This is a genomic window from Streptomyces clavifer, assembly GCF_036345975.1.
Classification (GTDB): Bacteria; Actinomycetota; Actinomycetes; order Streptomycetales; family Streptomycetaceae; genus Streptomyces; species Streptomyces clavifer.
Map to the genome: position 1 here is coordinate 7,013,241 of NZ_CP107793.1, position 25,084 is coordinate 7,038,324.

22 protein-coding genes and 2 pseudogenes are annotated in these 25,084 nt (G+C 71.2%); 10 read left to right on the forward strand and 14 right to left on the reverse strand.

What is annotated here, in order from left to right; translation table 11 throughout:
- Positions 1–5: 5 nt before the first annotated feature.
- Positions 6–1,322 (reverse strand): ABC transporter substrate-binding protein, encoded by a 1,317-nt coding sequence (locus OG927_RS30380; RefSeq protein WP_330321127.1) that lies wholly within the window; start codon positions 1,320–1,322, stop codon positions 6–8.
- Positions 1,323–1,464: 142 nt separating this feature from the next.
- Between OG927_RS30380 and OG927_RS30385 the strand changes: the two genes are divergently transcribed.
- Positions 1,465–2,796 carry an ROK family transcriptional regulator gene (locus tag OG927_RS30385; protein ID WP_199862786.1) on the forward strand — a complete coding sequence of 444 codons (1,332 nt, stop codon included), beginning with the start codon at positions 1,465–1,467 and terminating at the stop codon, positions 2,794–2,796.
- Between the two features lie 287 nt (positions 2,797–3,083).
- Here OG927_RS30385 and OG927_RS30390 read toward each other — a convergent pair whose 3' ends face one another.
- The 4 genes from OG927_RS30390 to OG927_RS30405 form a co-directional block, all read right to left on the reverse strand.
- Entirely contained in the window at positions 3,084–3,434 is a 351-nt protein-coding gene (locus tag OG927_RS30390; protein WP_319103947.1) for a cyclophilin-like fold protein, read from the reverse strand.
- A 164-nt stretch (positions 3,435–3,598) separates the two neighbouring features.
- A complete protein-coding gene (locus OG927_RS30395) occupies positions 3,599–4,264 on the reverse strand; it encodes an SDR family NAD(P)-dependent oxidoreductase (RefSeq protein ID WP_124280361.1) in 666 nt (221 codons plus the stop codon).
- 75 nt (positions 4,265–4,339) lie between these two features.
- The gene (locus OG927_RS30400) at positions 4,340–5,356 is read right to left on the reverse strand and encodes a zinc-dependent alcohol dehydrogenase family protein (protein ID WP_056800158.1); all 1,017 of its coding nucleotides are present in this window, start codon (positions 5,354–5,356) and stop codon (positions 4,340–4,342) included.
- Between the two features lie 190 nt (positions 5,357–5,546).
- Positions 5,547–6,812 (reverse strand): MFS transporter, encoded by a 1,266-nt coding sequence (locus OG927_RS30405; protein ID WP_056800155.1) that lies wholly within the window; start codon positions 6,810–6,812, stop codon positions 5,547–5,549.
- Positions 6,813–6,949: 137 nt separating this feature from the next.
- On the opposite strand from OG927_RS30405, the gene OG927_RS30410 reads away from it, so the two are divergent.
- Together OG927_RS30410 and OG927_RS30415 are read left to right on the forward strand one after the other, a co-directional pair.
- Positions 6,950–7,876: a helix-turn-helix domain-containing protein gene (locus OG927_RS30410; RefSeq protein ID WP_056800595.1), complete on the forward strand. Its 927-nt coding sequence runs from the start codon at positions 6,950–6,952 to the stop codon at positions 7,874–7,876.
- 163 nt (positions 7,877–8,039) lie between these two features.
- A complete protein-coding gene (locus OG927_RS30415; RefSeq protein ID WP_330321128.1) occupies positions 8,040–9,566 on the forward strand; it encodes a hypothetical protein in 1,527 nt (508 codons plus the stop codon).
- A 321-nt stretch (positions 9,567–9,887) separates the two neighbouring features.
- On the opposite strand, the gene OG927_RS30420 is transcribed toward OG927_RS30415, so the two are convergent.
- Positions 9,888–10,985 (reverse strand): LacI family DNA-binding transcriptional regulator, encoded by a 1,098-nt coding sequence (locus tag OG927_RS30420; protein WP_124280357.1) that lies wholly within the window; start codon positions 10,983–10,985, stop codon positions 9,888–9,890.
- Between the two features lie 213 nt (positions 10,986–11,198).
- On the opposite strand from OG927_RS30420, the gene OG927_RS30425 reads away from it, so the two are divergent.
- Entirely contained in the window at positions 11,199–12,512 is a 1,314-nt protein-coding gene (locus OG927_RS30425; protein ID WP_124280356.1) for a peptidoglycan DD-metalloendopeptidase family protein, read from the forward strand.
- Here OG927_RS30425 and OG927_RS30430 read toward each other — a convergent pair.
- Positions 12,482–13,621 carry a DMT family transporter gene (locus OG927_RS30430; RefSeq protein WP_206431712.1) on the reverse strand — a complete coding sequence of 380 codons (1,140 nt, stop codon included), beginning with the start codon at positions 13,619–13,621 and terminating at the stop codon, positions 12,482–12,484. The two genes, OG927_RS30425 and OG927_RS30430, sit on opposite strands and share 31 nt — an antisense overlap.
- Before the next feature lie 251 nt (positions 13,622–13,872).
- Here OG927_RS30430 and OG927_RS36060 point away from each other — a divergent pair.
- Positions 13,873–14,388: pseudogene (locus tag OG927_RS36060) on the forward strand (DUF4158 domain-containing protein); the annotation flags it as partial.
- Positions 14,389–14,406: 18 nt separating this feature from the next.
- Here OG927_RS36060 and OG927_RS30440 read toward each other — a convergent pair.
- Positions 14,407–14,859, reverse strand: a complete 453-nt coding sequence (locus tag OG927_RS30440) for an Lrp/AsnC family transcriptional regulator (RefSeq protein WP_330321369.1) — start codon at positions 14,857–14,859, stop codon at positions 14,407–14,409.
- A gap of 111 nt (positions 14,860–14,970) precedes the next feature.
- Between OG927_RS30440 and OG927_RS30445 the strand changes: the two genes are divergently transcribed.
- Both OG927_RS30445 and OG927_RS30450 read left to right on the forward strand, forming a co-directional pair.
- Positions 14,971–15,588 carry a LysE family translocator gene (locus OG927_RS30445; RefSeq protein ID WP_330321129.1) on the forward strand — a complete coding sequence of 206 codons (618 nt, stop codon included), beginning with the start codon at positions 14,971–14,973 and terminating at the stop codon, positions 15,586–15,588.
- A gap of 89 nt (positions 15,589–15,677) precedes the next feature.
- Positions 15,678–16,097, forward strand: coding sequence for a PaaI family thioesterase (locus OG927_RS30450; RefSeq protein ID WP_330321130.1), 420 nt, complete (start codon positions 15,678–15,680; stop codon positions 16,095–16,097).
- A gap of 91 nt (positions 16,098–16,188) precedes the next feature.
- Here the strand turns inward: OG927_RS30450 and OG927_RS30455 are convergent, their stop codons facing one another.
- On the reverse strand, positions 16,189–17,163 hold the full coding sequence (locus OG927_RS30455; RefSeq protein ID WP_330321131.1) for a tyrosine-type recombinase/integrase: 975 nt from the start codon (positions 17,161–17,163) through the stop codon (positions 16,189–16,191).
- An 84-nt stretch (positions 17,164–17,247) separates the two neighbouring features.
- Between OG927_RS30455 and OG927_RS30460 the strand changes: the two are divergent.
- Positions 17,248–17,724 (forward strand): annotated as a pseudogene (locus OG927_RS30460) (glycoside hydrolase domain-containing protein); the annotation flags it as partial.
- 62 nt (positions 17,725–17,786) lie between these two features.
- Here OG927_RS30460 and OG927_RS30465 read toward each other — a convergent pair.
- From OG927_RS30465 to OG927_RS30485, 5 genes are all read right to left on the reverse strand, one after another.
- Positions 17,787–18,242, reverse strand: coding sequence for an ATP-binding protein (locus OG927_RS30465; RefSeq protein ID WP_056800136.1), 456 nt, complete (start codon positions 18,240–18,242; stop codon positions 17,787–17,789).
- Positions 18,243–18,343: 101 nt separating this feature from the next.
- Positions 18,344–18,787 carry a response regulator gene (locus OG927_RS30470; protein WP_056800132.1) on the reverse strand — a complete coding sequence of 148 codons (444 nt, stop codon included), beginning with the start codon at positions 18,785–18,787 and terminating at the stop codon, positions 18,344–18,346.
- Complete coding sequence (locus tag OG927_RS30475) at positions 18,784–20,418, reverse strand: sensor histidine kinase (RefSeq protein WP_056800127.1); 1,635 nt, start codon at positions 20,416–20,418, stop codon at positions 18,784–18,786. The genes OG927_RS30470 and OG927_RS30475 overlap by 4 nt, the downstream gene beginning before the upstream one ends.
- On the reverse strand, positions 20,415–21,635 hold the full coding sequence (locus OG927_RS30480) for a PP2C family protein-serine/threonine phosphatase (protein ID WP_056800124.1): 1,221 nt from the start codon (positions 21,633–21,635) through the stop codon (positions 20,415–20,417). The genes OG927_RS30475 and OG927_RS30480 overlap by 4 nt, the downstream gene beginning before the upstream one ends.
- A gap of 155 nt (positions 21,636–21,790) precedes the next feature.
- Positions 21,791–22,687, reverse strand: coding sequence for an RNA polymerase sigma factor SigF (locus OG927_RS30485; RefSeq protein WP_056800591.1), 897 nt, complete (start codon positions 22,685–22,687; stop codon positions 21,791–21,793).
- Positions 22,688–23,016: 329 nt separating this feature from the next.
- On the opposite strand from OG927_RS30485, the gene OG927_RS30490 reads away from it, so the two are divergent.
- Positions 23,017–24,507, forward strand: a complete 1,491-nt coding sequence (locus OG927_RS30490) for an SDR family NAD(P)-dependent oxidoreductase (RefSeq protein WP_056800119.1) — start codon at positions 23,017–23,019, stop codon at positions 24,505–24,507.
- 382 nt (positions 24,508–24,889) lie between these two features.
- Complete coding sequence (locus tag OG927_RS30495) at positions 24,890–25,063, forward strand: hypothetical protein (RefSeq protein ID WP_164494063.1); 174 nt, start codon at positions 24,890–24,892, stop codon at positions 25,061–25,063.
- Positions 25,064–25,084 lie beyond the last annotated feature (21 nt).

A 25,084-nucleotide genomic window follows, 5' to 3' on the forward strand; every position in this document is an offset into this window, starting at 1 on the left:
GTGCCTCACTGCTGCATCGTCTGCTGGGCCTTGTCCAGGCGCGCCTTGACGGTCTCGGTGGTGATCGGCTTCCCCGCGGCAGCCTCGGCCCACAACTCCTTGACCGCCGTTCCCACAGCCGTCTCGAACTGGGACTCGTTCGGGACCTGGGGGAGCGGGGCCGCGCTGGTGGAGAGCGTGTCGCGCAGGACCTTCAGGTCGGGTGCGGCGAACGCGGCGTCGGCCTGGGCCGCCTTGACCGGCGGAATCGAGCCGTAGGTCTTGTTGAGGAGCTTCTGCTCCGCGTCGCTCGTCATGAACTTCACGAACTTCTTGGCGCCGTCGATGTTCTTGGTGTTCTTGAACACCGCCATGTTGATTCCGGCGACCATCGAGTTGGTGTGCGTGCCCGTGCCGGGGGTGCCCGACCGCACGGGCACGGGGGCGACCCCCCAGTCCTCGGGCTTCATGCCCTGCGCGGCGAAGGTCGACGCGGCGGCCTGCCACAGCACCATCGCGGTCCTGCCCTTCGCGAAGTCCGTGAGCGACTGGTTCTGGGCGTACTCCGCGTTGCCCGGTGCGATGACCTTGTCCTCGGCCATCAGGTCGACGTACTGCTTGACGGCCGCGACCGCACCGTCGGAGGTGAAGGTGGCCTTGCCGGACTCGTCGAAGAAGTCGGCGGCGTGCTGCTTGCCGAGGACGAAGACCTGGTGGATGTTGTTCGAGAGGTTCGCGCCCTCGGCGCCCAGGCCCCACTTGCCGTCCTTCGACAGCTTCTTGCCGTCGGCGACCAGCTGGTCCCATGTGGCGGGCGGCTCGGTGATCCCGGCCTCGGCGAACATCGCCTTGTTGTAGTACAGCGCGTACGCCAGCGAGTACAGCGGTACCGCGGCGGGCGGCTCGCCCTCCTTGCCGGCCGAGGCGACGGCCGAGTCGACGAAGCGGTCACGGCCACCGATCGACTCGAAGTTCTTCTCGTCCCAGGGGAGCAGCGCGCCGGTGGCCTGCAGCGAGGCCGACCAGGTGTTGCCGATGTTCAGCACGTCCGGGCCCTGACCGGAGGTGGTGGCGGCGAGGATCCGGTTCAGCAGGTCGGCCCAGGGGACGACCTCCAGCTTCACCTTGATCCCGGTCTCCTCCTCGAACTTCTTCAGCTCGGGAGCGAGGATCTTCTTGTCGGCCTGGATGCTCGGGCCCTGGTTGGACGCCCAGTACGTCAGGGTCTTCGGTGACTCGTTGCTGCCGGCGCCGGAGGACGACGTACTGCCGCCGCACCCGGTGACTCCGGCGGCGACGGCTATGGCGAGGGTGACGGCTGCTGCGGCTCTGAGGTGACGCATGAAAGGTGGCCCCTTTCCGGGAGGGCGGCGTTCGGGGTCCGAACGGCCTTCCTTCACTTAATTTATGACGTGATTTAAGAGGTGAAGGAAGTGTGCGTCAAGAGCTGGGGCCGGGGTATGTTTCCGGAACGAAGGGAGCAACATGGCTGAGCGCAGCAGACGGACCGTGCGTGACCTGCGAAGGGGCAATCGGGCGAGGGTATTGCAACGGTTGTATTTCGACGGCCCGCTGAGCCGTCAGGAGCTCGGCCCCGCGACGGGGCTGAGTTCGGGTTCCATCAGCAACGTCGTCGCCGAGCTGGCCGCCGAGGGTCTCCTGGAGGAGGCGGGGATCGTCGACTCCGACGGCGGACGCCCGCGCACCCTGCTGCGGGTCGCCCCGGGCGGCGGTCTGTTCGTGGGCATCGACATCGGCGAGACCAGGGTCCGCGTCGAGCTGTTCGACCTCGCGCTCACGGAGCTGGCCCGCACCGACCGACTGCTCGCGCAGCACGGCTACGACGTCGAGCGCATCGTCAGCCATGTGCGTACGGGGGTCTCCGACGTCCTGCGCGACGCGGGCGCGGACCCCGCAGGGCTGCTGGGGATCGGGATCGGGGTGCCCGGAATCATCGAGAGAGACGGCCGGGGGACCGCCGGCGAACCCGGCGCGGTCGTGCACGGCCAGACCATCGGCTGGAGCGCCGTCCCCTTCGAGCGGATGCTGCGCGCCGCCGTGGACGTGCCGCCGGAGGTTCCGTTCTTCATCGACAACGGCGCCAAGACGCTGGGGCAGGCCGAGATGTGGTTCGGCGGCGGCCGGGGCGCGGCATCCGCCGCCGTCGCCCTCATCGGTTCCGGAGTCGGCGCGAGCGTCAACAGGGGCGACGTCCTCGACGAGGACCTCTCCAACGCGGCCCTGGAATGGGGTCACACGACGGTGCAGCTGCGGGGCCGCCGCTGCCGATGCGGCTCCATCGGCTGTCTGGAGGCGTACGCGGGCGCGGAGGCCATGCGTGAACGCTGGCACGAGGCGGGCGGCCCACTGCCCCCGGACGCCGACGACGAGACCGCCCTCGCCGCGCTCCTGGCCGCCGCCTACCCCGGCCCGGGAGGGCCCGCGCCGGACCCGGTGGCGGTGGCGATCATGGACGAGACCGCCGCGTGCCTCGGCGCCGCCCTGGCCGATCTGGTGAACCTCTTCCTCCCCGAGCGCATCCTGCTCGGCGGCTGGGCAGGTCTGCTGATCGGACCGCACCTGCTTCCGGAGATCCGCCGCTACGCCCAGGAGTACGCACTGAGGCACGCGATCGCCCGCACCACGATCGCGATGGGACACCTGGGCCCGGACGCGGTCACGGTCGGTGCGGCGACCCTGCCCCTCTCCGACTTCCTGGCCCGCGGCGGTACCCGGCCGGCACCGGCCCCCCGCCCGGACACCACGCCGGGCCCCGGCCGCGCACCCGCCCCGGCTGCCCGCACCCCGGCCGGGTGAGGGGCGCCCGGTCGCTTGACGCACGATGGGCCTGCGCCGCGCTGCCCCGAGGCCCCGCGGCGAACTCCGGCGCACGCCCGGCGCCGCCGCCGGTGTCTCGTATGTGCGGGGCGGGAGGCGGGAAGTCCGGCGGGTGCCGCGGAGAGCGGGTGCGATCAGCGCGCGACAGCGGGTGAGGACGGCGAAGAACGCGCCGACCGGGGTGGATCCGGCCGGGCCCCGGGGCCCGGCCGGTGACGGGGACGCGGGTGGTGCGGGCGAAAGTCTCGCGGACAGCACGCGGAAGGTCAGGAGACGCTTTCGACGCGGACGCGGCCGGCCGAGGCGAGGCGTCCGGTGTCACCGATGTCGTCGAGCCGGCCGAGGATGACCAGGCCCGGTGAATGCTCACCGTCGCGGTAGAAGAACGCCAGGTTGCCCCATGGCGCGTAGTAGGCCAGATCGCCGGCCTTGGGCTCCGACGCCTCCGGTGCGCCCGAGGTGTCCAGCCTGCGGGGCGGGTCGGCGATCCGCTCGGTGTGGTGGAAGTCCGCCATCCGCAGGGTGAGCGGCAGCAGGGCGGCGAAGTCCCGTGCGGTGGCGCTGTCGTTCAAGGTGGCGTCGACACCATGGCCGTCGATCGTCAGGCGGATGTCCACGTCGGTGCTCCTGTCGGGGGGCCGGCCCGTCGCAGAAGGCGACGGGCCGACTGAGGTCGTCTGTGGCGCGGCGGACGACGGGCGGTCGGAGCCGGCCGTCACGGTCGGCAGGAGGACGAGCACCGGGCGGCACGCCGGTGGCACGGGGCGCGCCCTCCTCCCGTTCACGCGGGCAGAGGCTCGGCGTAGTGCCGGAAGCCGCCGCGCCCGCTGTGCATGGCGTACAGCCGCTCGGCCAGGACGTCGGGGCTGCTGTGTTCGGAGGCGGGGTCGATCGCGCCGGGGATGATCAGCTGGGCGGCATGGATGTTCTCCGGGGCGAGCGCGTCGTGGAGCATCGCCGCGTAGGCGCTCTCGGCGGCGAAGGCGATGGAGGTACCGGCCACGCCTGGGTTCGGGCGCACCGCGCTGGAGCCGTTGACGAACAGCAGGGTCCCCCGGCCCAGCTCCCGCATGCCCGGCAGTACCGCGTTGACGGCGGCGATCGGACCCTTGACCGAGAAGGCCAGGGGGGCGTCCAGATCAGGGGCGCCGGTGTCCAGGACCGGCTTCATGAAGTCGGCGCGCGGTACGGGGCTGTACTGCAGGACCTCCACCGGCCCCGAAGCGGCGGCTGCCGCGTCGAGCGCCGTGGCGAGGGAGGCGGCATCGAGGACGTCGGCCGTGAAGCCGCGTGCGCTGATGCCGTCCCGGTCCAGTTCGGCACAGAGCTGGTCCAGGTGCTCGCTGCGGCGGGAGACGAGGGCGACGCTGTGGCCCGCGGCACCGAAGCGGCGGGCGGCGGCCAGGCCCAGGCCGGGGCCTGCACCGATGAGGGCGTACGTGGTCATGATCAGCTCCAGGAAGTAGCGAAGTCCGGCTGCCCGGCCCTGTGGCGGGCCGGGCAGCCGTCTGGGGAGGGTCGGTCACACGGTGAGCATGGCCTTGATGGCGCGGCGCTCATCCATGGCCTTGTACGCCTCGGCGGCCTCGTCGAGGGGGACGGCGAGGTCGAAGACCTTGCCCGGGCTGATCTTCCGCTGCCAGATCAGGTCGATCAGGTGGGGCAGGTACTGGCGCACCGGTGCCGGGCCGCCGTGCAGGTGGACCTGCGAGAAGAAGAGTTCCTCACCACTGAGGGTGACGTCGTGGTTGACGCCCACGAAGCCGACGTGCCCGCCAGGGCGGGCGGAGCGGATGGCCTGGTTCATGGACTCCTGGGTGCCGACCGCTTCCACCACGGAGTGGGCGCCCAGGCCGCCGGTCAGCTCCTTGATCTTCGCCACGCCCTCGTCACCGCGCTCGGTGACGATGTCGGTGGCACCGAACTCGCGGGCGAGCTTCTGGCGGGAGGCGTGACGGCTCATCGCGATGATGCGCTCCGCGCCGAGCTGCTCGGCGGCCAGGACGGCGAGGAGGCCGACGGCGCCGTCGCCGACCACCGCGACCGTCCTGCCGGGGCCCGCCTCGGCGGCGACGGCGCCGAACCAGCCGGTGCCCAGAACGTCGGAGGCGGCGAGCAGGTGGGGGATCAGGTCCGCGTCGGGCATCCCGGGAGTGGGGACCAGGGTGCCGTCGGCGTTGGCGATCAGGGCCCGCTCGGCCTGTGTGCCGGACTGGAAGACGCGGTGGACGCAGGAGGACGGGTAGCCGGAGAGGCAGATCTCGCAGGTGCCGTCCGAGGTGGCGAACGAGCCGACGACGAACTGGCCCGGCTTGACGTTCTTCACCTCGCTGCCGACCTCTTCCACCACGCCGACATATTCGTGCCCCATCGGCATCGGAGCGTCGATGGGCTCGATGCCGCGGTAGGGCCACAGGTCCGATCCGCAGACGCAGGCCGCGGACAGCCGGATGATCGCATCCGTCGGGGCGGTGATCGCGGGCTCGGCGATCTCTTCCACCCGGACGTCGCCGGGAGCGTGCAGTACTGCAGCGCGCATGAGGGGTACTCCTGATGTTTCCGGGCCGGCCGCGGAGGCGGCCGGATTCGTATGGGGCAATTGAAGGGAGCGGACCGGTGCGCGCCGGTGGTGCGTACGGGTGTCGCCGCCCTTGTCACCTGTGTGCCCGAGCGTCCGCTCCGGGCCAGGCCCCCCGCCGGCCGAGCGGCCTGCGGGGAAGTCTCGGGTCTCAGTCCTGGACTGCGGCGCGGGGTCCCGCGACGACGGTCGATGCGCCGCGGCGGCGTTGGACGAGGGCGATCGCGACCGTGGGGATCAGCGTCAGCGCGGCGATGGCGGTACCGACCACGGCCGGGCCCGTGACCCCCAGGGGGGAGACGAGAGCGCGACCGGCGGACCAGGAGCCGATGGCGGTGCCGAGGTTGAACGCCGAGACGGTGAGCGCCGAGCCCAGGGTGGGGGCCCGGCCCGCGAAGCGGACGCCCAGGGAGATCAGCACCGGGTTGGCGCCGAGTCCGAACAGCCCCAGCAGGACGACCAGCGCGATCGTGGGTGCGGCCCGCCCCGACAGCAGGCAGATCGCCAGCAGCAGGACCGTGGTCACCGCGGGGGCCACGATCGTCGTCATGTACGGACGGTGGTCTCCCAGACGGCCTCCCGCGAGGAAGCCAGCCAGAGCACCGACACCGAAACCGGCCAGGACCAGCGGCACGAGGCCGGCAGCCAGACCGGCCCGGCCGGTCAACAGGGGTGAGATGTAGGTGTAGGCCGACATCACACCGCCGGTCGTGGTCGCGCAGGCAGCCAGCACCAGCCAGAGGCGTCCCGAGCGCAGCGCGGACAGCTCGGTGCGGATCGACACCGCCTTGCCCGCGCGGCCCTCGTGCGGGACGTGGCGTGCGATCAGCGCCACGGCGGCCGCTCCGAGGACCGCGAGGGCCCAGAACGGTCCGCGCCAGCCCATGAGCTGCCCGGCGAAAGCACCCAGCGGCACACCGACGACGTTGGCGAGCATCGCTCCCGCGCCCACGACCCCCAGCGCGCGGGAACTCGCGGCCGGACCGACGGCACGGGCGGCCACCACGTTGGCCACCGCCCAGAACGCACCGGTCGCCAGCGCGGTCACGAACCGCGCGGCCACCAGCAGCGTGAAGCTGGAGCCCACCGCCACGACGACGTGCCCGGCCGCGAAAACGCCCAGAGCGATCATCAGCGTCAGCCGACTGGGCAGCCGCAGCGTGAGCATCGCCATCAGCGGGGCCCCGACGATCATCCCGACGGCGAACACCGTGATCAGCAGACCGGCGCGGGCCACGCCGACCTGCAGGTCTCCCGCGATCTCCGGCAGCAGGCCCGCCACCACGAACTCGGTCGTGCCCATCAGGAACGTGCCCATGGCCAGCACGTGAACGACGAGCGGAAGGCGGGTGCGCGAACGCGCATCGCCTTCGGCCCGCACGACTGACGGGGCCAGGGTCCCTCCTCGCGTACTCATACTTTCAACTCCGCAACGGCTTGAGATCGAGGTGCACACACCACGAAACCGCCCCGGCAGGGGGTGAGGAAGGCTGCGTTTATCGGGGGTACAAGCTCAACCTCCCTTTCCCGGTAACCGCCGCTAGCGTGGTGGACATGGACCACCGCCCCGCCGGCCCCGCCGACAACCGCTCCGAGATCCGGGATTTCCTCGCGCGCCGCCGCGCCCAGCTCACCCCCGAACAGGTCGGGCTGCCCACCGGCGGACGACGCCGGGTGCCCGGGCTACGCCGTGAGGAGGTCGCCGTCCTCGCCGGGGTGAGCACCGAGTGGTACACCCGGCTGGAGAAGGGCCACATCAGCGGCGTGTCCGAGGACGTCCTGGAAGCGGTGGCCCGCACCCTGCAGCTGAGCGCGGACGAGCGCACCTACCTGTTCGACCTGGCCAGGGCAGCTCAGCCCGGTCCCGCGTCCCGGCGCCGCCGCAAGGCTGTCGACGTCCCGCCCCGCGTCCAGTGGCTCCTCGACTCCATGACCCTGTCCGCGGCGTTCGTCAGCAACGGCCGCCGGGACATCGTGGCCGGCAACGCACTCACCCGCGCTCTGTTCGCCCCCATGTTCAACAGCTTCACCACGGACGAGCGCGGCCGTCCCAACTTCGCCCGGTACCACTTCCTCGACCGCGGCTCGCACGACTTCTTCGACGACTGGCAGAGCGCCGCCAAAACCACCGTCGCCGTGCTGCGCGCCGAAGCCGGCCGTTACCCCAACGACAAGGCGATGCGCGAACTGGTCGGCGAGCTGTCCACGGTCAGCACCGAGTTCCGTACGTTGTGGGCCGCCCACGACGTGCGTGTCCACCACGGCGGCGTCAAACGCTTCCAGCACCCGGACGCGGGCCCCCTGGAACTCACCTACCAACCGCTGGACCTGCCGATCTCCCCCCACGAAGCGCACTCCCTGACCATCTACACCGCAGAGCCGGGCACACCGGACGAAGACCGGCTCAAACTCCTCGCCAGCTGGGCAGCCACCCGGTCCAGGGAAACGGAGCCCGCCGATGAGAGGCATCCCGGAACCTGACCTCGACCGGAGCCACCCTCATCCGTCACGGCGAGAGCCGGGCCCGGCACGGTGCTCCCTTCGCGCGGACAACGGCACGGCCTCGCCGCCGAGCGACGGCGGCGGCCCGTAGCGGTCGAAATTCGTCGGCCGTTCGATCGCGGTCAGGGCAGGATGTCATCCCGTGAACCCTGTACTGTGCGGCCTCGCCGCCAACGAGGCTCTGCCCGTCGAGATGGTCGGGCACCTGATCACGGTCGCGGACGCGGACATCGCCTACGCCCTCGCCTGCCGTGCTGACCTCAACCGCGAGCAGGCGGTCGCCCTGGCCGCGCGGGACGAGGAGAGCACTGTGCGACTCGCGTACGAAGGCCGGTTGACCGCTGCCGACATCAACCCCCGTACACAGCCGCGAGCCGCGCTCGCCCTGCTCGACGAGTGTGCCGGCGACCCTGACTGGGCGCGGCTCTTCGCCCGGGACCCCGACGCCGGTCACCGGGCGCAGCTGGCGGCCTGCCCCGGACTCCCGGCCGATGTGAAGGAGACGCTCGCCGTCGACCCGGACGTACGGGTTGTCGCGGAACTCGCCATGTGGACGACAGCGGACCTGGCGGCCCGCCTCGCGCGCCACCCGCATGCCGAGGTCCGCCGCGCGGTGGCGGCCAACGAGGCGACGCCACCGCAGGTACTTGCCGCGCTGCTGACCGGCGAGGGGCTGCCACCGGTGGAGCGGTGCCTGGTCTGCGACAGCGAGGAGACCCCCTACACGCACGATCCGTACTGTGCGCGGCCCGACTGCGAGCTGCGCTCGGGTGCCTCGTGCACCGGCTCGCACGAGTCCACCCTCCACGAGCTGGCGGAGCAGGCACTGGGGAACCCCGCCACACCGGTCGGGGCCCTCCTCGGGTTCGCCGACCACCCCTCGGCGCTGCTGCGCCGGCAGCTCGCCGCCCGCCCCGACCTGCCGCTGGAACCTGCGGCGCGGCTCGCCGGCGACACCGTCCCGGGCATTCGAGCGGAGCTTGCGGAGAACCCGGCCATCGACGACACGCTGATCCGTGTGCTGGCCGCGGACCCCGACCACGACGTACAGCGCAGACTGGCACACCATCCCGGCGTGCCGCTCGACGTACTCTCCTGCCTGGTCACCACCACCAGGATCGGCTCGGCCCTGCCGCGGCGCACAGCCGCCGCCTCTCCCTCCGAGATCGAGAGCCTGTCCAGGTCGCCGAATCCGGTGGTGCGCATGCTCCTGGCCGAACGGCGCGATCTGCCGGCCGGTATCCGCGACCTGCTGGCCGATGACCCCGACGAGAAGGTGGTCAAGTCCCTCGCACGTCACCCCGGCCTCTCGGAGACGCAGCTGCGGTCCATGGTCGAACGCCACGGCGTCCGGGTCCTCGCAGGGGTGGCGGCCAACCCGGAGACCCCGCCCGCCCTGCTGGAGGACCTGACCAGACACCTACCGCCTGTGCGGAAGGCGCTGCGCGAGATCGCCCGGCACCCCGGTGCGACCGGGCCGGCACTGCTCGCCTGTCTGGCGGACACGAAGGCACGCCGAGTCGCCGCGGGGCACCCGGCCCTGCCGCCGGAGGCCATCGTCGAACTGCTCGCCGACGAAGACCCCCACGTGGTCGAAGCCGCTGCCGCCAACCCCTCCCTGCCACCGGCCGTCATGGCGCAGCTGATACCCGAGCCCATCGGGCGATAGGCCCGGCGCATCGCCACCGAGCCACCGAACAGGTCCTCCCACGCGAACAGCGAGGCGAAGCCGGGTTCGGGTCCACCCGCCAACCTCGACGCACGGCTGCGCCACCGAGACATCTCATCCGCCGGCCGAAGGGCCCAGTCGTCGCCGTTCCCGCGCTCTCCACCCGTGGGTGTCACGCGGGAGCATTCCCGGCCCCATGTGCGGTGGGGCCCGCTGATGACCGACACCAACGCTTGGCGTCCCGGCTGTTCCCGGGGCGGCCTGCCCGGTTCCGAGGATTCGCCCCTCAGGACCGGCGGAGGGCGGTAGCGCAAGGCCCGTCTACGCCGAATCCCTTACCACCAGCACCGGTTCGAAGATCACGGAGGTTGCCGGACGGTCCGGTGCGGCCAGCCGGTCCACCAGCAGCCGGGCCATCTCCGCCGCCATGTCCTCCACCGGCTGCCGCACCGTCGTCAGCGGCGGACGGCACGTGGAGGCGGCGCTGCTGTCGTCGAAGCCGATCACGGCCACGTCCTCCGGTACCCGTCTGCCGTGCTCCCGCAGGACGTGGCAGGCGCCCACCGCCATCAGATCGTTCGCCGCGAACACCCCGTCCAGACCGGGATGTTCGACCAGCAGCCGCTCCATCGCGGTTTCGCCGCTCTCCTGGGTGAACTGTCCCTCGACCGTCGGGACGTACGGGTGCCCGCGCCGCGCCATCGTGTCGCGGAACCCCTCCAGCCTCTCCTGTCCCGCCGGCACGTCCAGCGGGCCGCTGATCGTGGCGATCCGGCGGCAGCCACGCGCCAGCAGGTGTTCGGCTGCCAGTCCGGCACCGTCCCGGTGGGCCAGATCGACGTAACTGATCGGCACCGGCCGGGCAGGGCGCGCGTAGAGCACGGCGGGCAGTCCTGCCTCCGTGACCATTCCCGGCAGTGGGTCCTTCGCGTGGGTCGACACGATCAGGGCGCCGTCGGCACTGCCCTGCCGCAGGTAGGACACCACCTCCTCGCGCGCCGGCGACGTCTCCGCGAACATCAGTACCGGATGCATGCCCTGCGGCCGGAGGTGGTTGACGACACCGGTCACCACCCGGCCGAAGAACGGATCTGCGAAGACGCGGGAGGTGAAGGAGCCGGTGGCGGTGGAGCCCGTCCCGTCCTGTGCGACCGACCCGCCCCCCGGACCCTCCTCGACCCCCGCGCCCGACACCACGAGCACGATGGCGTCCGTGCGCCTGGTGACCAGGGAGCGGGCTGCGCGGTTGCCCGCGTAGCCGGTGACGGAGACCGCCTGCCGCACAGCTTCCTGGATCGCCGGGTCGACGTTGCGCACCCCGTTGATGACGCGCGACACGGTGGCGCGCGAGACCCCGGCCGCCCGCGCCACGTCTTCGAGGGTGGGTGCGGCACCGGCAGATCGCAGAGCATCCGTCATGAGCGCCTTTATAGCATCAGGGAAACGCTGGTGGAGAGCGCTCTCCACCCTCCCTCCGCAGAGCATCGACGGAAGGAGGTGCGCCGTCGCACTCGACGTGCACCGGGGGCGCATGGGTAGCACGCGTCAATTGTTCACTTGTCACCACCCTTTGTCTGCCAATAAGTTGGCCGCTTGGGACGTGTCCTACAGTCAGTGGGGGGAGCAACAGTCATGGCCGCCAACGGACGGCACCGCAGATATCAGCCCAGTCGGATCAACCGTGCATCGCTCACGGTCACGGCGGGCGGCGCGGGCATAGCGCTTCCGCTGCTCACCGCAGGGTCGGCAGGCGCCGCCTCGACCGATGTGTGGGAGAAGGTCGCCGCCTGCGAGTCGACCAGCAATTGGCACATCAACACGGGGAACGGCCACTACGGCGGCCTGCAGTTCACCGGCTCGACCTGGGCGGCGTACGGCGGTTCCGCCTACGCGGCGCGGGCCGATCTGGCGACCAAGGACCAGCAGATCGCCGTCGCCGAGAAGGTGCTGGAGGGGCAGGGCCCGGGCGCCTGGCCGACCTGTTCCGTGCGGGCCGGGCTGACGCGGGGCGGCGACGCACCCGACATCGCCCCGCAGGGGGAGCGCGGCACACCCCGCAAGGCCGCGACCGCAGCCCCCGAATCGAGCCCGTCGAGTAAGACCCGGGACACGAAGGCGGGCAAGGCGTCCGCCTCACCGACCTCCGTGCCCGGCGCACGCGATTCGTACACCGTGGCGCGCGGCGACTCGCTGTCCGGCATCGCGTCCACCGAGCAGGTCCGGGGCGGCTGGCAGAAGTTGTACGAGGCGAACCGCACGGTGGTCGGCGCCGACCCCGACCTCATCGTCCCCGGACAGCGCCTGAGCCTGGACGTGGCCGGGGCGCCGAGGACGGGCGCGGGCCCGAAGGCCACGCAGAAGAAGCCCAGCGAGCGGACCACTTCCGAGCGGACCGTCACGAAGCAGTCACCGAAGGCCTCGGCTCCGAAGCAGTCCGCGAAGGCGGACAGCAAGCCGGTGGTCAAGCAGGACACCAAGCCGGCGGCCAAGCGGGACACCAAGCCGGCGGCCAAGCGCGACAGCAAGCCGGCGGCCAAGCCGCAGTCCGGCTTCACCGCACCCGTCTCCGCCCGTACCGGTACGCCGTACCACCAGGCGGGATCATGGTCGAGCGGCTACCACACGGGCGTCGACTGGCCGGTCCCCACCGGAACCTCGGTCAAGGCGGTGGCGTCCGGAACGGTCGTCTCGGCCGGCTGGGCGGGGGCGTACGGCTACGAGGTCGTCATCAGGCACAGCGACGGCAAGTACAGCCAGTACGCACACCTCTCGTCGCTCCACGTGCGCGATGGCCAGCAGGTCGGCAGCGGCCAGCGGATCGCGCGTTCGGGTTCGACGGGCAACAGCACCGGTCCGCACCTGCACTTCGAGATCCGCACCAGCCCCGGCTACGGCTCCGACATCGACCCGCTCGCCTACCTCCGGGCCGGGGGTGCCAACGTCTGAACGGTCCCGTCCGGTCCGGTGCCCGGTGCGGCTAAGCCGCCCCGGCGCGCCGACCCGCCCGTGGGCCGCCCCTCGCCGAACTCCACGCGCCGCGCGCCGTGGCGCAGCGGTCCGGTCAGGGGCGGCGACAGCGAGGACGGCGCCGGAAACGGGTCCGAAGGATCCTTCCCGGACGGGGAGGACCGCGTCACCGGGCCGGGCAGCGTCACGGGCGGCCGGCCCGCACGGCCGGCGCTGTCGTCCCCGTCCGGCCCGGCGCCGAGCCGCTCTGCCGTACGCCGCTCCGCGCCCACCCGCTCCGTGGTCAGCAGGACCAGCCCGGCAGCCGCCAGCGCGCCGCAGGCGAGTGCGAGCAGTGTGCCCGTCAGGCCGTAGCGGAACTGCTCCCCGAACAGCGTGAGGCCCACCGCCGCGGCCACCACCGGGTTCACCACGGTGACCGTCGCCAGCGGCGCGGTCAGTCCGGCGCCCCGGTACGCGGCCTGGGACAGCAGCAGTCCCGCGGCGGCGAGGCCCGCGATCACCAGCAGGGTCGGCAGGCCCGAGGTCACCGCACCGGTCGTCCACTCCACCGCGACCGTCTTGGTGAACACCGAGGCGATGCCGAACGCGATTCCGGCGCCCGTGGCCAGCACGACGCTGCGCAGCATCGGCCGGTGCAGTCCCTTGGCGAGTACGAGCAGCGCTACCACGGCTCCCGCCGTCGTCGTCGCCAGCATCAGCTGTTCCGCCCCCGCCAGGGTGTGCGACCCGGCGCTCCCCGTGAGGGCCAGCAGCCCGGCCAGCCCGACCGTCGCCATGAGGGCGCCGCGCCAGGCGGTCCAGCCGGCCCGGCGGCGGACGAACAGGGCCGCCATCGGCAGTGCGAAGACGATCGTCAGGGCGCCGAGCGGCTGGACGAGGCTCAGCGGCCCGTACGCCAGTGCCACCACGTGCAGCACCGCTCCCACACCGTTGAGGGCCACGGCCACCCACCACACGCCGTTGCGCAGGGGTGCGTACGGGCGGCCGTCACCGGCTGCGGCCACGCGCTCCTGGACGATCGCCCCGGCCGCGTAGGCGACCGCGGAGACCAGCGAGAGAAGCACGGCGAGCGCGAGGGAACTCATGTACACCACGATGTCTCGTAGGAGCCGCCGTGTCGTCGTCCTTGAGGTGGCGATTCGGCGTACTGCTGCGGTAGTACGTACGTCACTCCTGGGTCCTCCTCCCGACGGTAGTCCTCCTTCCCTCAGGGCTCAGAAGATGACGGCGAGGGACACACTGTGCGCAGGTGCGGCTACGCCAAGCACCGGAAAGCGTGACGGACGCGGCGAACGAGCGCCTCGACTCCTTCTTCGCCTACGAGCAGGGGCTTGAGGACGCGCGGGCCTGGACGACGGGCGAGGGCCCGAAAGCGTTGTTCGACGCGGCGGCCGGCTGGCTGGGCGAGCGCCGGGTGCTGCTGCCCGGCGTGACGACGCTGGCCCGGCTGGTCGCCTCCGTGCGGGAGGCGGCGAACCAGCGGCTGTGGGACGCCTTGTACGGGCTGCTGAACACCGGGCAGCGGGCGGTACTGGACTCGCTGCTGACCGTGCCGCCCGGCGCCCGGGTCTCGGAGCTGGACCGGCTGCGCCGGGGCCCGGTGCGGGTGTCGGGGCCGCAGATGAAGTGGTCGCTTCAGCGGGCGGAGGAGATCGCCGACCTGGGCATGGGCGTGCTGGACGTCTCGGCGGTTCCGCCGCGGCGGCTGGCGGAGCTGTCGCGGTACGGGGTGGACGGCAAGGCGTCGCTGCTGCGGCGGCACGGCGATTCGCGGCGGCTGGCGACGCTGCTGGCCACCGCGGTCTACCTGACGACCCGGGCCGTGGACGACGCGCTGGACCTGCTGGAGGTGCGGGGCTCGGGGGTGCGGTTATTCGGGCAGCGGTCTGTCCTGGACGACGTTCTTCATGACGAGGGTGGAGGTCAGGCGTTGGACGCCGGGGAGCCGGGCCAGTTGCTGGTCGTAGAGCAGCTGAAACGCGGCCAGGTCGGCGGTTGCGACCCGCAGAAGGTAGTCGGGCTCGCCGAACAGGCGCTGCGCTTGCAGCACGTGCGGGACGGCGGTCACGGCCTCTTCGAAGGCGGTGACGGTGTCGGGGGTTTCCCAGCGCAGGGTGGCGAAGACGAGGGCCTCGAAGTTCAGGCCGACGGCGCCGGGGTCGACGACTGCCCGGTAGCCGCGGATGGCGCCCTCGCGTTCGAGGTCGCGCAGCCGGCGGTGGCAGGGCGAGACGCTGAGCTGCACGCGGGCGGCCAGCTCGGTGATGGTCAGGCGGCCGTCGAGCTGCAGCTCGGCAAGAATCTTCCGGTCCATGGCATCCATGAAGAAGATTCTTCCCCACAGCACGCGATCATGAGGTAAAGACGCAAACACTTTCGGGCATATCCACCCTAGCCTTCCCTCAAGGGCAAAACATGTGAGAGGGAACGAGCGATGGAAACGACGACGCTGGCGGCCTTCCTGGCGGTGGACCTGTTGCTGGTGTTCACCCCTGGCGCGGACTGGGCCTTTGCGATCTCCGCCGGAGTGCGGGGACGCTCAGTCGTCCCGGCCGTCACAGGGCTGATCGCCGGACACGCGGCCTATGCGCTGGTGGCCGTCGCGGGCCTGGCGGTGATTGTGGCGAGTTCCCCGGCCGCGCTCACCGCCCTGACCGTGGCGGGGGCCGGGTACCTGCTGTGGCTGGGCTGGGGCGTCCTGCGGCAGCCGGCCATTCCGGCAGCCGCAGGCGAGAGCACGGACGCCTCCCGGTTGCAGGTACTGCTCAAGGGAGCCGGGATCAGCGGCCTGAACCCGAAGGTGCTGCTGCTGTACTTCTCGCTGTTCCCGCAGTTCATCGACCCGGCCACGGGCTGGCCGGTCGCCGCGCAGACCGGGCTGCTCAGCACGATGCACCTGACCGCGTGCGCCGTCGTCTACCTCGCCGTCGGTGTCCTGGCCCGTACGGTCTTGAGCACCCGGCCCTCGGCCGCCCGGGTCGTCACCCGCATCAGCGGTGCCATGATGATCGCCATCGGAGCCTTCCTGCTGGTGGAGCGCCTGGCCGGCTGAGGAACCCGACCCGCTCCGCCCGACACGGACCCGAAGGAGAGCACGCACGTGGACGACCGGACGCAGCAGGAACAGGCGAGCCCCCCGCAGTGCACAAGCGCATCCAGGACAGCTTCGACCGGCAGGGCCTCATGGCCCACCTTGGCGCGCGTCTGGCTCACATCGGCCCCGGCCGGGTACACATCGTGCTCCCGGCTCGCCCTGAGGTGACCCAGCAGCACGGCTACGTCCACGCCGGCGCCACCAGCGCCATCGCGGACAGTGCCGGCGGCTACGCCGCGCTCACCCTGTTCGGCGAGGACTCCGAGGTCCTCACCGTCGAGTATAAGATCAACCTCCTCGCGCCTGCCGCCGGTGATCACCTGGAGGCGATCGGCACCGTCCTCAAGCCGGGCCGCACCCTGACCGTCTGCCAGCTGGAGGTCTACGGCGTCCAGGCCGACGGCGCCCGCAAGCTCGTTGCGAACGGCCAGCAGACCCTGATCCGCGTGGACAAAACCGCCGAATGAGCCCCCGCGGTCGAAACGGGCCCTGCCGTCTGGCCTTACCGTTCGGTGATCCGTGTCCAGCTCGCCGCTCTGCCTGAACAGCCCGAGGTCATCAGCGCCGGGCATCCCCCGGGGCGAGCAGGCTGGTCAGCTCGGCGATGGCCTCGGGGGAGGGCTTGAAGTACCGGCGGACGTTCTCCGGTTTCCTGTGCCTCGACATCGCCATCAGCATCAGCAGACTCGCCCCCGCCGCACCGAGGTGGGTCAGGGAGGAGTGCCGGTACTCGTGCAGATCCCAGCCCGTCCCGGTCCCGCGCATGGCGGTGTGCTCGTCCAGCAGCGCGCGGGCCTGCCCGTACGACAGCCGGGCGAAGCTGGTGTCCGGGCATACGTCGCGAGGGCTGACGGCCTTGCCCGGTCCCGGACGGCGGTGGGTGACGAACACCGGCCCCCGCGTGCGGCCCTTGAGCAGTCCCGGCAGCAGGCGGGCGGTGCCGGCGTCCCAGTAGACGGTCTCCAGCACGAAGTCCTCGCGGGCCTGGCCCCGGCGGCGGGACTTCGATTTCGCCCCCTTGGCCTTGACCGGGCAGCGGCGGCCGGCGAAGTCCAGATCCTCGATGTTCACGCCCAGGATCTCCTCCGAGCGCCCGGCGGTCTCGTAGAGCATCCGCCACAGCGTCTTCTCCCGCAGGTGCACCTCGCGCCGCGCGATCAGCCGGTCGATGGCCATGCGGGAGCGGGCGGGGGTCTCGGAGTCGGGCACCGCGAGTCGCTTCGCCCAGGCCGGGACGGCGGGGCCGTCGTAGCCGCGCTCGCGGCACCAGCTGAGCCAGGACAGAACCGCCGCGCGCCGGGAGTTCCAGGTGTTCACCGCGGAGGTGCCCCAGAGGAGTTCGAGGGCCTGGCCGATCTCGTCGTCCGCGACCGAGACCAGCGGTCGGGACTCGCCGAGCCGTTCGGCGGTCTTGTCGACCCCGATCCCGTAGTTGCGGATTGTGTTCGGGTTGCCGAGCGAGTCGAGGAACACGTCGGCCGCCGTCCGGACGGTGAGCGCCTTGCCGGTCGGCATCTGTACGACGGTGGGCACCGCTTCTCCCTTGCCACAGATAACAGGGCAGCTTCACGTACGGCCCGGAGAGCGTCACCGCAGGTGACGGATCAAGCTACCGCAGACCCGCAGAACGAGCCCGACCTGATCGCCCCGTACACCTACCTGTCGACCGGGCAGCCCTGGAAGACCACCGACGTGGTCCACGGCGCGCCCACCCTCTTCACCGACACCCCGACCGGGATGACGGGCAACGACGACGTGGGCGCCATGTCCGCCTGGGACGTGCTCTCCTCGATAGGGAGATCTTCCCGGTCCAGCCCGGCACCGACACGTGGGGCCTGTCCACGCCCGTCTTCGACCGGGTCGACCTGACCCTGGACCGCCGGTACTACCCACGGGGTTCGTTCACCGTACGGGCTCCCGGAACCTCGGACACCGACCGCTACATCCAGTCGGCCCGGCTCGACGGCGCGGAGCGCTCCCGGACGTACCTCACCACCGACGACATCCGCTCGGGCCGCTCGCTCCTTCGAGGTGGGCAGCGAACCCTCCGCGTGGGGCACGGCTCCCGCCGAAGCCCCGCCCGCCCTGCGCTGAACCGGGCACACGAGCGGCCCGTCCCGGACCACCTGGTCCGGGACGGGCCGCTCGTGTGCGGTTCAGGTACTGAGCTGGAACTCCGCCCGGATGCGCTTGCCGACCGGCACCCGCTCCGCCGTCAGCCGGTCGCACAGGGCCACCACGATCTCCATGCCGTGACCGCCGAGGCGGGCCGGATCGGGGGCGTAGAGCACCGGGAGTGCCGTGCTGCTGTCGTACACCGTGACGCTGATGCGCTCCGCGTTGCCCTCGAGCTCCAGCAGGTACGGGCCGTGGCTGTAGCGGTCCGCGTTGGTGACGAGCTCGCTGACCGCCAGCATCAGATCGCTGCGGGTGTGCTCGCCGAGGACCGCGAGCCACTCCGCCACCAGCCGCGCCAGAAAACGGTCGGCCAGCGCACGGGCCTGCGCGATGCAACCCTGTTCGCCGTCGAACACCTCGGCGGTGAGCAGGACCTCCGAGGACGGAGACCCCTGCCGGGGGTTGTCCGGCCGTGAGATGGCCTGATCGTTCATGTGCTCCAGCCAGGGCGCCGCAGGGTGAGGTCGAAACGACCTCTTTATCGCCGTTCGTCTACCCGTGTCGAGAGATCCCACTCCGGTAGATTCTCCTGATCTTACGCACGACCCGGCAACCGGACCACGCTCACGAAGAAGTCGTCGATCTGCCGGACCGCGCCGATGAACTGCTCCAGGTCGACCGGCTTGGTGACATAGGCGTTGGCGTGCAGTTTGTAACTGCGCAGGATGTCCTCCTCTGCCGAGGACGTGGTGAGGACCACAACGGGGATCAGGGCCAGTTCAGGGTCCGTCTTGATGCGCTCGAGCACCTGCCTGCCGTCGTACTTCGGCAGATTCAGGTCGAGCAGCACCAGATCCGGGCGAGGCGCACCGGCGTGCTCACCCCTGCGGTAGAGGAAGTCCAGCGCCTCCTTGCCGTCGCGCACGACGTGAAGGGTGTTGCGGATCTTGTTGTCCGCGAACGCCTCACGGGTCATCAGCTCGTCGCCGGGGTCGTCCTCCACGAGCAGGACCTCGATGGGCTGGGCGGAGTCGTTCACGGGGCGTCTCCCGACTGGGGGGTGAGCGGGGCGGGGGCGAGGAGCTCCGCCGTGGTGTGCGTGGGCGCATCGGTGACGACGGGCAGGGTGAAGTGGATGAGCGTACCTTCGGCGGGGCCGGGGTCCAGCCAGATCCTGCCGCCGTGGAATTCGATGATCTTGCGGCACAGGGCGAGGCCGATGCCCGTTCCCTCGTACTCGTCGCGGGCGTGCAGGCGCTGGAAGATGACGAACACCTTGTCCGCGAACTCCGGGGCGATCCCGATCCCGTTGTCCGCGACCGTCAGGTGCCACTCCTCGCCCTCGCGCACACATCCGACGGTGATCCGGCACGGCACGTCGGGCCGGCGGAACTTGACCGCGTTCCCGATGAGGTTCTGCCACACCATGGCCAGCGACGTCGCGTCACCCAGCAGCTCGGGCAGCGGGTCCGCGCGCACGACGGTGGTGCCCGACTCCTCGACGATCAGGGCCAGATTGGCGAGGGCCCGGTCCAGGGAGCGGTCGAGGTCGACGGGCTTCCAGCTCTCGTGCACCCGCCCCACCCGGGAGAAGGTGAGCAGGTCGTTGATGAGCACCTGCATCCGCTTGGCACCGTCGACCGCGAAGTCGATGTACTGCTTGCCGCGTGCGTCCAGCTCCGTGCCGTACCGCTTCTCGAGCAGCTGGCAGAAGGACGCCACCTTGCGCAACGGCTCCTGCAGGTCGTGCGAGGCGACGTACGCGAACTGCTCCAGTTCGGAGTTGGACCGGCGCAGCTCCCCGGTCTGCTCGGCCAGCAGCGTCTCGCGCTCCTGGGACTCGGCGAGCTCCGCCACGAGGCGCCGCCGCATGTCCTCGACCGCTGCGGCGACCGCCCGGACGTCGGACGGCCCGCGGACCACGATCCGGCTGCCGAAGGCGCCCGAACGCACCTTGTCCGACGCTGCGGTGAGCGCGTTCAGAGGCCGGCCCACCATCCGGTTCAGGAGCAGGGCGAGCGACACGACGGCCACCACGAAGCCGACCACCAGGGCGAGGAGCACCCGGTCGCGGGTGACGCGCGCGTCGTCGAGCTCGGCACGGGCCTGGTCACGCGCGGTGTCCAGATGCCCCTGCTGCACGGCGTACAGCCGCCGCAGCGTGTCGAACTCCGACTTGCTCCGCCGGATCGGGGCCGAGGACTCACCGGCCGGACCGTCCTTCCGGACCGAGGCGATCAGCGGCTCCGCCTGCTGCCGACGCCACACCCGGGCGGCTTCCTCGATCCGGTCCAGGTCCGCGGCGAACGGCTGCTCGTGCCCGACCAGTACGCGCACCCGGTCCAGCCTGAGCCGCTCGGCACGCATCCCGGCCTCGTACGGCTCCAGGAACGAGTCGTCACCGGTGAGCGCGAAGCCACGCACCCCCGTCTCCTGGTCGAGCAGCGAGTTCTGCAGCTGGAACGACGAGGAACGGGCGGGCTGGATGCGGTCCACCAGGTCCGTGGTCCGGTCGGAGATGCGGGAGAGGACGAGCCCGCCGACGACGAGGCAGCCACAGACCACCACGACGAAGCCGGCCAGGATCAGATGCACCCAGTTCTGCACCGAGAGCCGCGCGAACGGACCCGGCCGCCCGGCCGCCCCGTCACCGGTGTCTGCGGACCTCATGAGTCCCCTCGCCAGCCCAGGTGCAGGACGGCGACGTCATCGGCCAGCCCTCCGTACGGCGACGCGCTCTCGGTGGCCTCGGCGACCAGCGCGTCGACGAACGCCCGCGGTTCCTGCGCCGCGTGCTTGCGGGCCAGGGCGAGCAGACCCTCCTCACCGAGCCGGGACTGCGGCCCGGTCCGGCCCTCGAACAGGCCGTCGGTGAACAGGACGAGCTCACTGCCCGGAGCGAGGTCCAGGTCCGTGACCGTCCAGCGGCCGGACCCGGGCAGCAGTCCCAGGGCCATGCCCACGTCGGGCTCCACCCAGGTGACGTCCGTGCCGCGCCGCAGCAGGAGTCCCGGGTGGCCGGCCCGGGCGATGTGGACCCGGTCGCGGCCCGGCGGGAAGACCAGCATGGTGACGGTGGCGAAGACATGGGGATCGGAACGCTCCGCGACGAGTATCTCCTCCAGCAGAGCGACCTTCTCAAGCTGCGAGACGCCGGTCAGCACGGCCGTGCGCCAGGCCACCCGCAGGCAGACGCCCAGGGCGGCCTCTGCCGCGCCGTGCCCCGACACATCGCCGATCACCGCGTGCACCACTCCGTCGGCGGTCTGCACCACGTCGTAGAAGTCACCGCTCAGCAGCCCGTGGGCGCGGCCCGCCTCGTAGCGGGCGGCCACTCCGAAATTGTCGTCGAGCAGCAGCGGAATGGGCAGCAGGGCGCGTTCCAGCCGGGCGTTCTCCTGAGCTATCAGCCGGCTCGTCCGCATCGCCGCGGCCGAACGCTCCGCGTGCTTGCGCTGGAGCGCGTAGCGGACCGCCCGTCCCAGTGCCTCGGGGTCGATCCGGCCCTTGACGAGGTAGTCCTGGGCGCCGTGCGCCACCGCGGACAGTCCCGTCTCGGCCTCGGCCATACCCGTCAGCACGACGATGGCCGCGTCAGGCGCCGACTCGACGAGCTGCCTCACGACATCCAGACCGTGCACGTCGGGCAGGTGCAGATCCAGCAGGACACAGACCGGCGTGCGGCATTCCGCCAGGAACCGCCGCGCCTCGGCCAGCGTCTTGCACCACGTGAGCGAGGAGTCCAGCTCGCTGTCGGCCAGCATCTCCTCGACGAGCAGCGCGTCCCCGGAGTCGTCCTCGACCAGGAGAAGGGCCGCGTCCAGGTCCCAGACGGAAGCCTCGGCGGCGGGGCCCGCCAGCTGCTCCGGAATCCCGCTGGACTCCATCAGCTGCGCAGAGGCGCCCGACAACAACTCGTCCACGCTCCACCCCCTCGAACGGACGGCACGGAGGTCACCCCGCGCCATATCGCCAGGAAGCATATGCGACCGAGGTCCGGCGGCCTGCCGGACCTCGGTCATTTCGCTCGTGTTCCGCTTTCTCAGGCTTCGACGCACATGCCCGCACGGAGCCGCTGGACGATCCTGCTGAGCAGCCGCGAGACGTGCATCTGGGAAACGCCCAACTCCGCACCGATCTGCGCCTGCGTCATCTCCTGGCCGAAGCGCATCCGGACGATCTTCCGCTCACGCTCGTCCAGCTCACGCAGCAGCGGAGCCAGGGCGTGCAGATTCTCGACGCTCTCCATGGCCGGGTCCTCCTCGCCGAGCAGGTCGGCGTAGGCGCGCTGGTCGCTGCCGGAGTCGCTGTCGGCGTTCGGGGTGTCCAGCGAACCGGCCGAGTACCCGTTGGCCGCGACCAGACCCTCGATGATCTCCTCCTCGGGGAGATCCAGGTGGGCGGCGAGCTCGGCGACCGTCGGGTCGCGGTCGAGCTCGGCGGACAGCTGCTCCTTGGCCTTGGCCAGCTCGACACGCAGCTCCTGGAGCCGGCGCGGAACGTGGACGGACCAGGTGGTGTCGCGGAAGAACCGCTTGATCTCACCGACGATGTACGGGACCGCGAAGGTGGCGAACTCCACCTCGCGCGACAGGTCGAAGCGGTCGATCGCCTTGATCAGGCCGATCGTTCCCACCTGGATGATGTCCTCGGAGTCGTCGCCGCCCCGGTTGCGGAACCGCGAGGCGGCGAAGCGCACGAGTGAGAGGTTCATCTCGATCAGGGTGTTGCGGGCGTACTGGTACTCGCGGGTGCCCTCTTCCAGCACCTGCAGCCGGTCGAAGAACAGCTTCGACATGGCCCGCGCGTCCTGCGGGGCCACCTTGCCCGCGTCCTCGATCCAGGGCAGCGCGGACCCGTCGGAACCCGTAGCGGCCTCGTCGCACCGCGACGCCGTTGTGCCGGTCGCTCCGGTGGTTCGCACAGACATGGCCGTCATGATCTCGCCCTCCCTGGAATCCTGTGTGCCGACCGGCATCTGCCCGGCATTCCAGAAGTCATGCCTGCCAATTCCGAACTTTTTTTCGTCCACCCGTGCCGGGGCGCCGGACGCGGTCCGCGGGAGCACCCCGACAGCCCGTACGGCGGCCCGGTCACGGCCCCGGGGAGGCGCCGGTCACAGCCGCGCGGAGCGACGTCCGAACCATGGCAGACTTGACCGGGGCATTCGGCCCATGGCGCGCCGGCCCCCGCCGGCCCAGGGCCGGACATCCTCCCCACCACCGGAGCCCGGCAGCGGCGCGAGTGACGAGCAACAGAGGAACGGCAATGACGGTGACAGAGGACAGCCCGGAGTTCGCTCCCGTGATCGAGGAGTTCGGTCCCGGTATCGCCCCGGAGCGGCTGGCCGTCTGCCTGAGCGTGCTCGACGAGCTCGACTCCATCGAGGTCGACCACCCGGACGCGATCGCCGTACGCAGGGCGACCGCCGGCATCTACCGCACGGTGAAGCAGCGCCGCCGCCAGGAGCGCCGCGCAGCCAAGACCGCGCACGACAAGGCCGTCACCGAGGCCACCGCGACCGGCTCCGCCGAGCGCATCGACGACGAGACGCAGGGCGTGCTCCCGTCGTCCTCGGCCACCGCCGAGATCGCGGGCATACTCCAGCGCCCCAGGTCCTGCTACATCTGCAAGACCCGGTACGTGGAGGTGGACGCCTTCTACCACCAGCTCTGCCAGTCGTGCGCCAAGGAGAACCGGTCCCGGCGCGACGCCCGGACCGACCTCACCGGACGCCGGGCCCTGCTCACCGGCGGCCGGGCCAAGATTGGCATGTACATCGCGCTGCGGCTGCTGCGCGACGGGGCGCACACCACCATCACCACCCGCTTCCCCAACGACGCGATCCGCCGTTTCAAGGCGATGCCCGACAGCGACGAGTGGATCCACCGCCTCAAGATCGTGGGAATCGACCTGCGCGACCCCGCCCAGGTCGTCGCGCTCGCCGACTCCGTGGCCGCCGAGGGGCCGCTGGACATTCTGATCAACAACGCCGCGCAGACGGTCCGCCGCTCCGCACAGGCTTACAGCGAGCTCCTCGGAGCCGAGTCCGCCCCGCTGCCCGCGGGCGAGCTGCCCGTCGCCGAGGTGATCGGAACGTTCGGGAGCGGCACCGTCGACCGCGTCGCCGCGCTGCCCGCCGCCCGCAAGGAGGGCCAGGGGCTGACCGCCGACGACGTCACGAGCCTGGCCCTGGTCACCGGATCGGCGTCGCCGGCCCGCATCGCCGCGGGCACCGCGATCGACGCGGGCGGCCTCGTGCCCGACCTCCACGACACGAACAGCTGGATCCAGACGGTCGAGGAGGTCGAGCCGATCGAGCTCCTCGAGGTCCAGCTCTGCAACTCCACCGCGCCCTTCATCCTGATCAGCCGGCTCCGCCCGGCCATGGCCAGGACGGCGGCGAAGCGCGCCTACGTGGTGAACGTGTCCGCCATGGAGGGTGTTTTCGGCCGCGGTTACAAGGGTGCCGGCCACCCGCACACGAACATGGCCAAGGCCGCGCTGAACATGCTCACGCGCACCAGCGCCCAGGAGATGTTCGAGAAGGACGGCATTCTCATGACGGCCGTCGACACCGGCTGGATCACGGACGAACGTCCGCACCCCGACAAGATCCGCCTCGCCGAGGAGGGTTTCCACGCCCCGCTCGACCTCATCGACGGCGCCGCCCGGGTCTACGACCCGATCGTGCGCGGCGAAGAGGGCGACGAGCTGTACGGCTGCTTCCTGAAGGACTACGCCCCCGCGGGCTGGTGATCCCCGGCAGAACGCAGAACGCAGAACGCAGAACGGCGGCGACCCGTGCCCACGGGTTGCCGCCGTTCGTGTTCCGTTGTGTGATTCCTGGGGAACAGGAGGTGAACTCCGTTGGCTGAAAGTGACCCAGGCCATACGTTCTGTCGAGCGGGATCGCGCTCATTTGGTTAGTCTGAGGTCAACGGACGCCACCAAGGGATCCACGAAACTTCCTCGGCCGTCCTGGGACAGGTCTGTAAGCAGACCGCCGTCCCGCCCCGCATACCGGCGCCACCGCGACCGAACTGTTTCTGCCCCTGCCCCGCAGAGGGCGGCCGATACACGGTTCTCACAGCCGCAGCGTCGCCACCGCCCGGGGTTACGCGACACAAAGGAGTCCGCGGTGACACCTGAAATGACGAAGACCGAGCCGTGCCCCGCCGAACGGGCCGGAGCGCGCGCCCGTGGGCCCGAGAAGCTCCGCAACATCGAGGTCTGGGCCAGGTCGGCGCCGATCCGGCTGGCCGGTTACGAGGACGATCTCGCCGAGCCGCACATCCTGCCGGGCATCGACTGACCGCTCGCACCCTTCGCACAG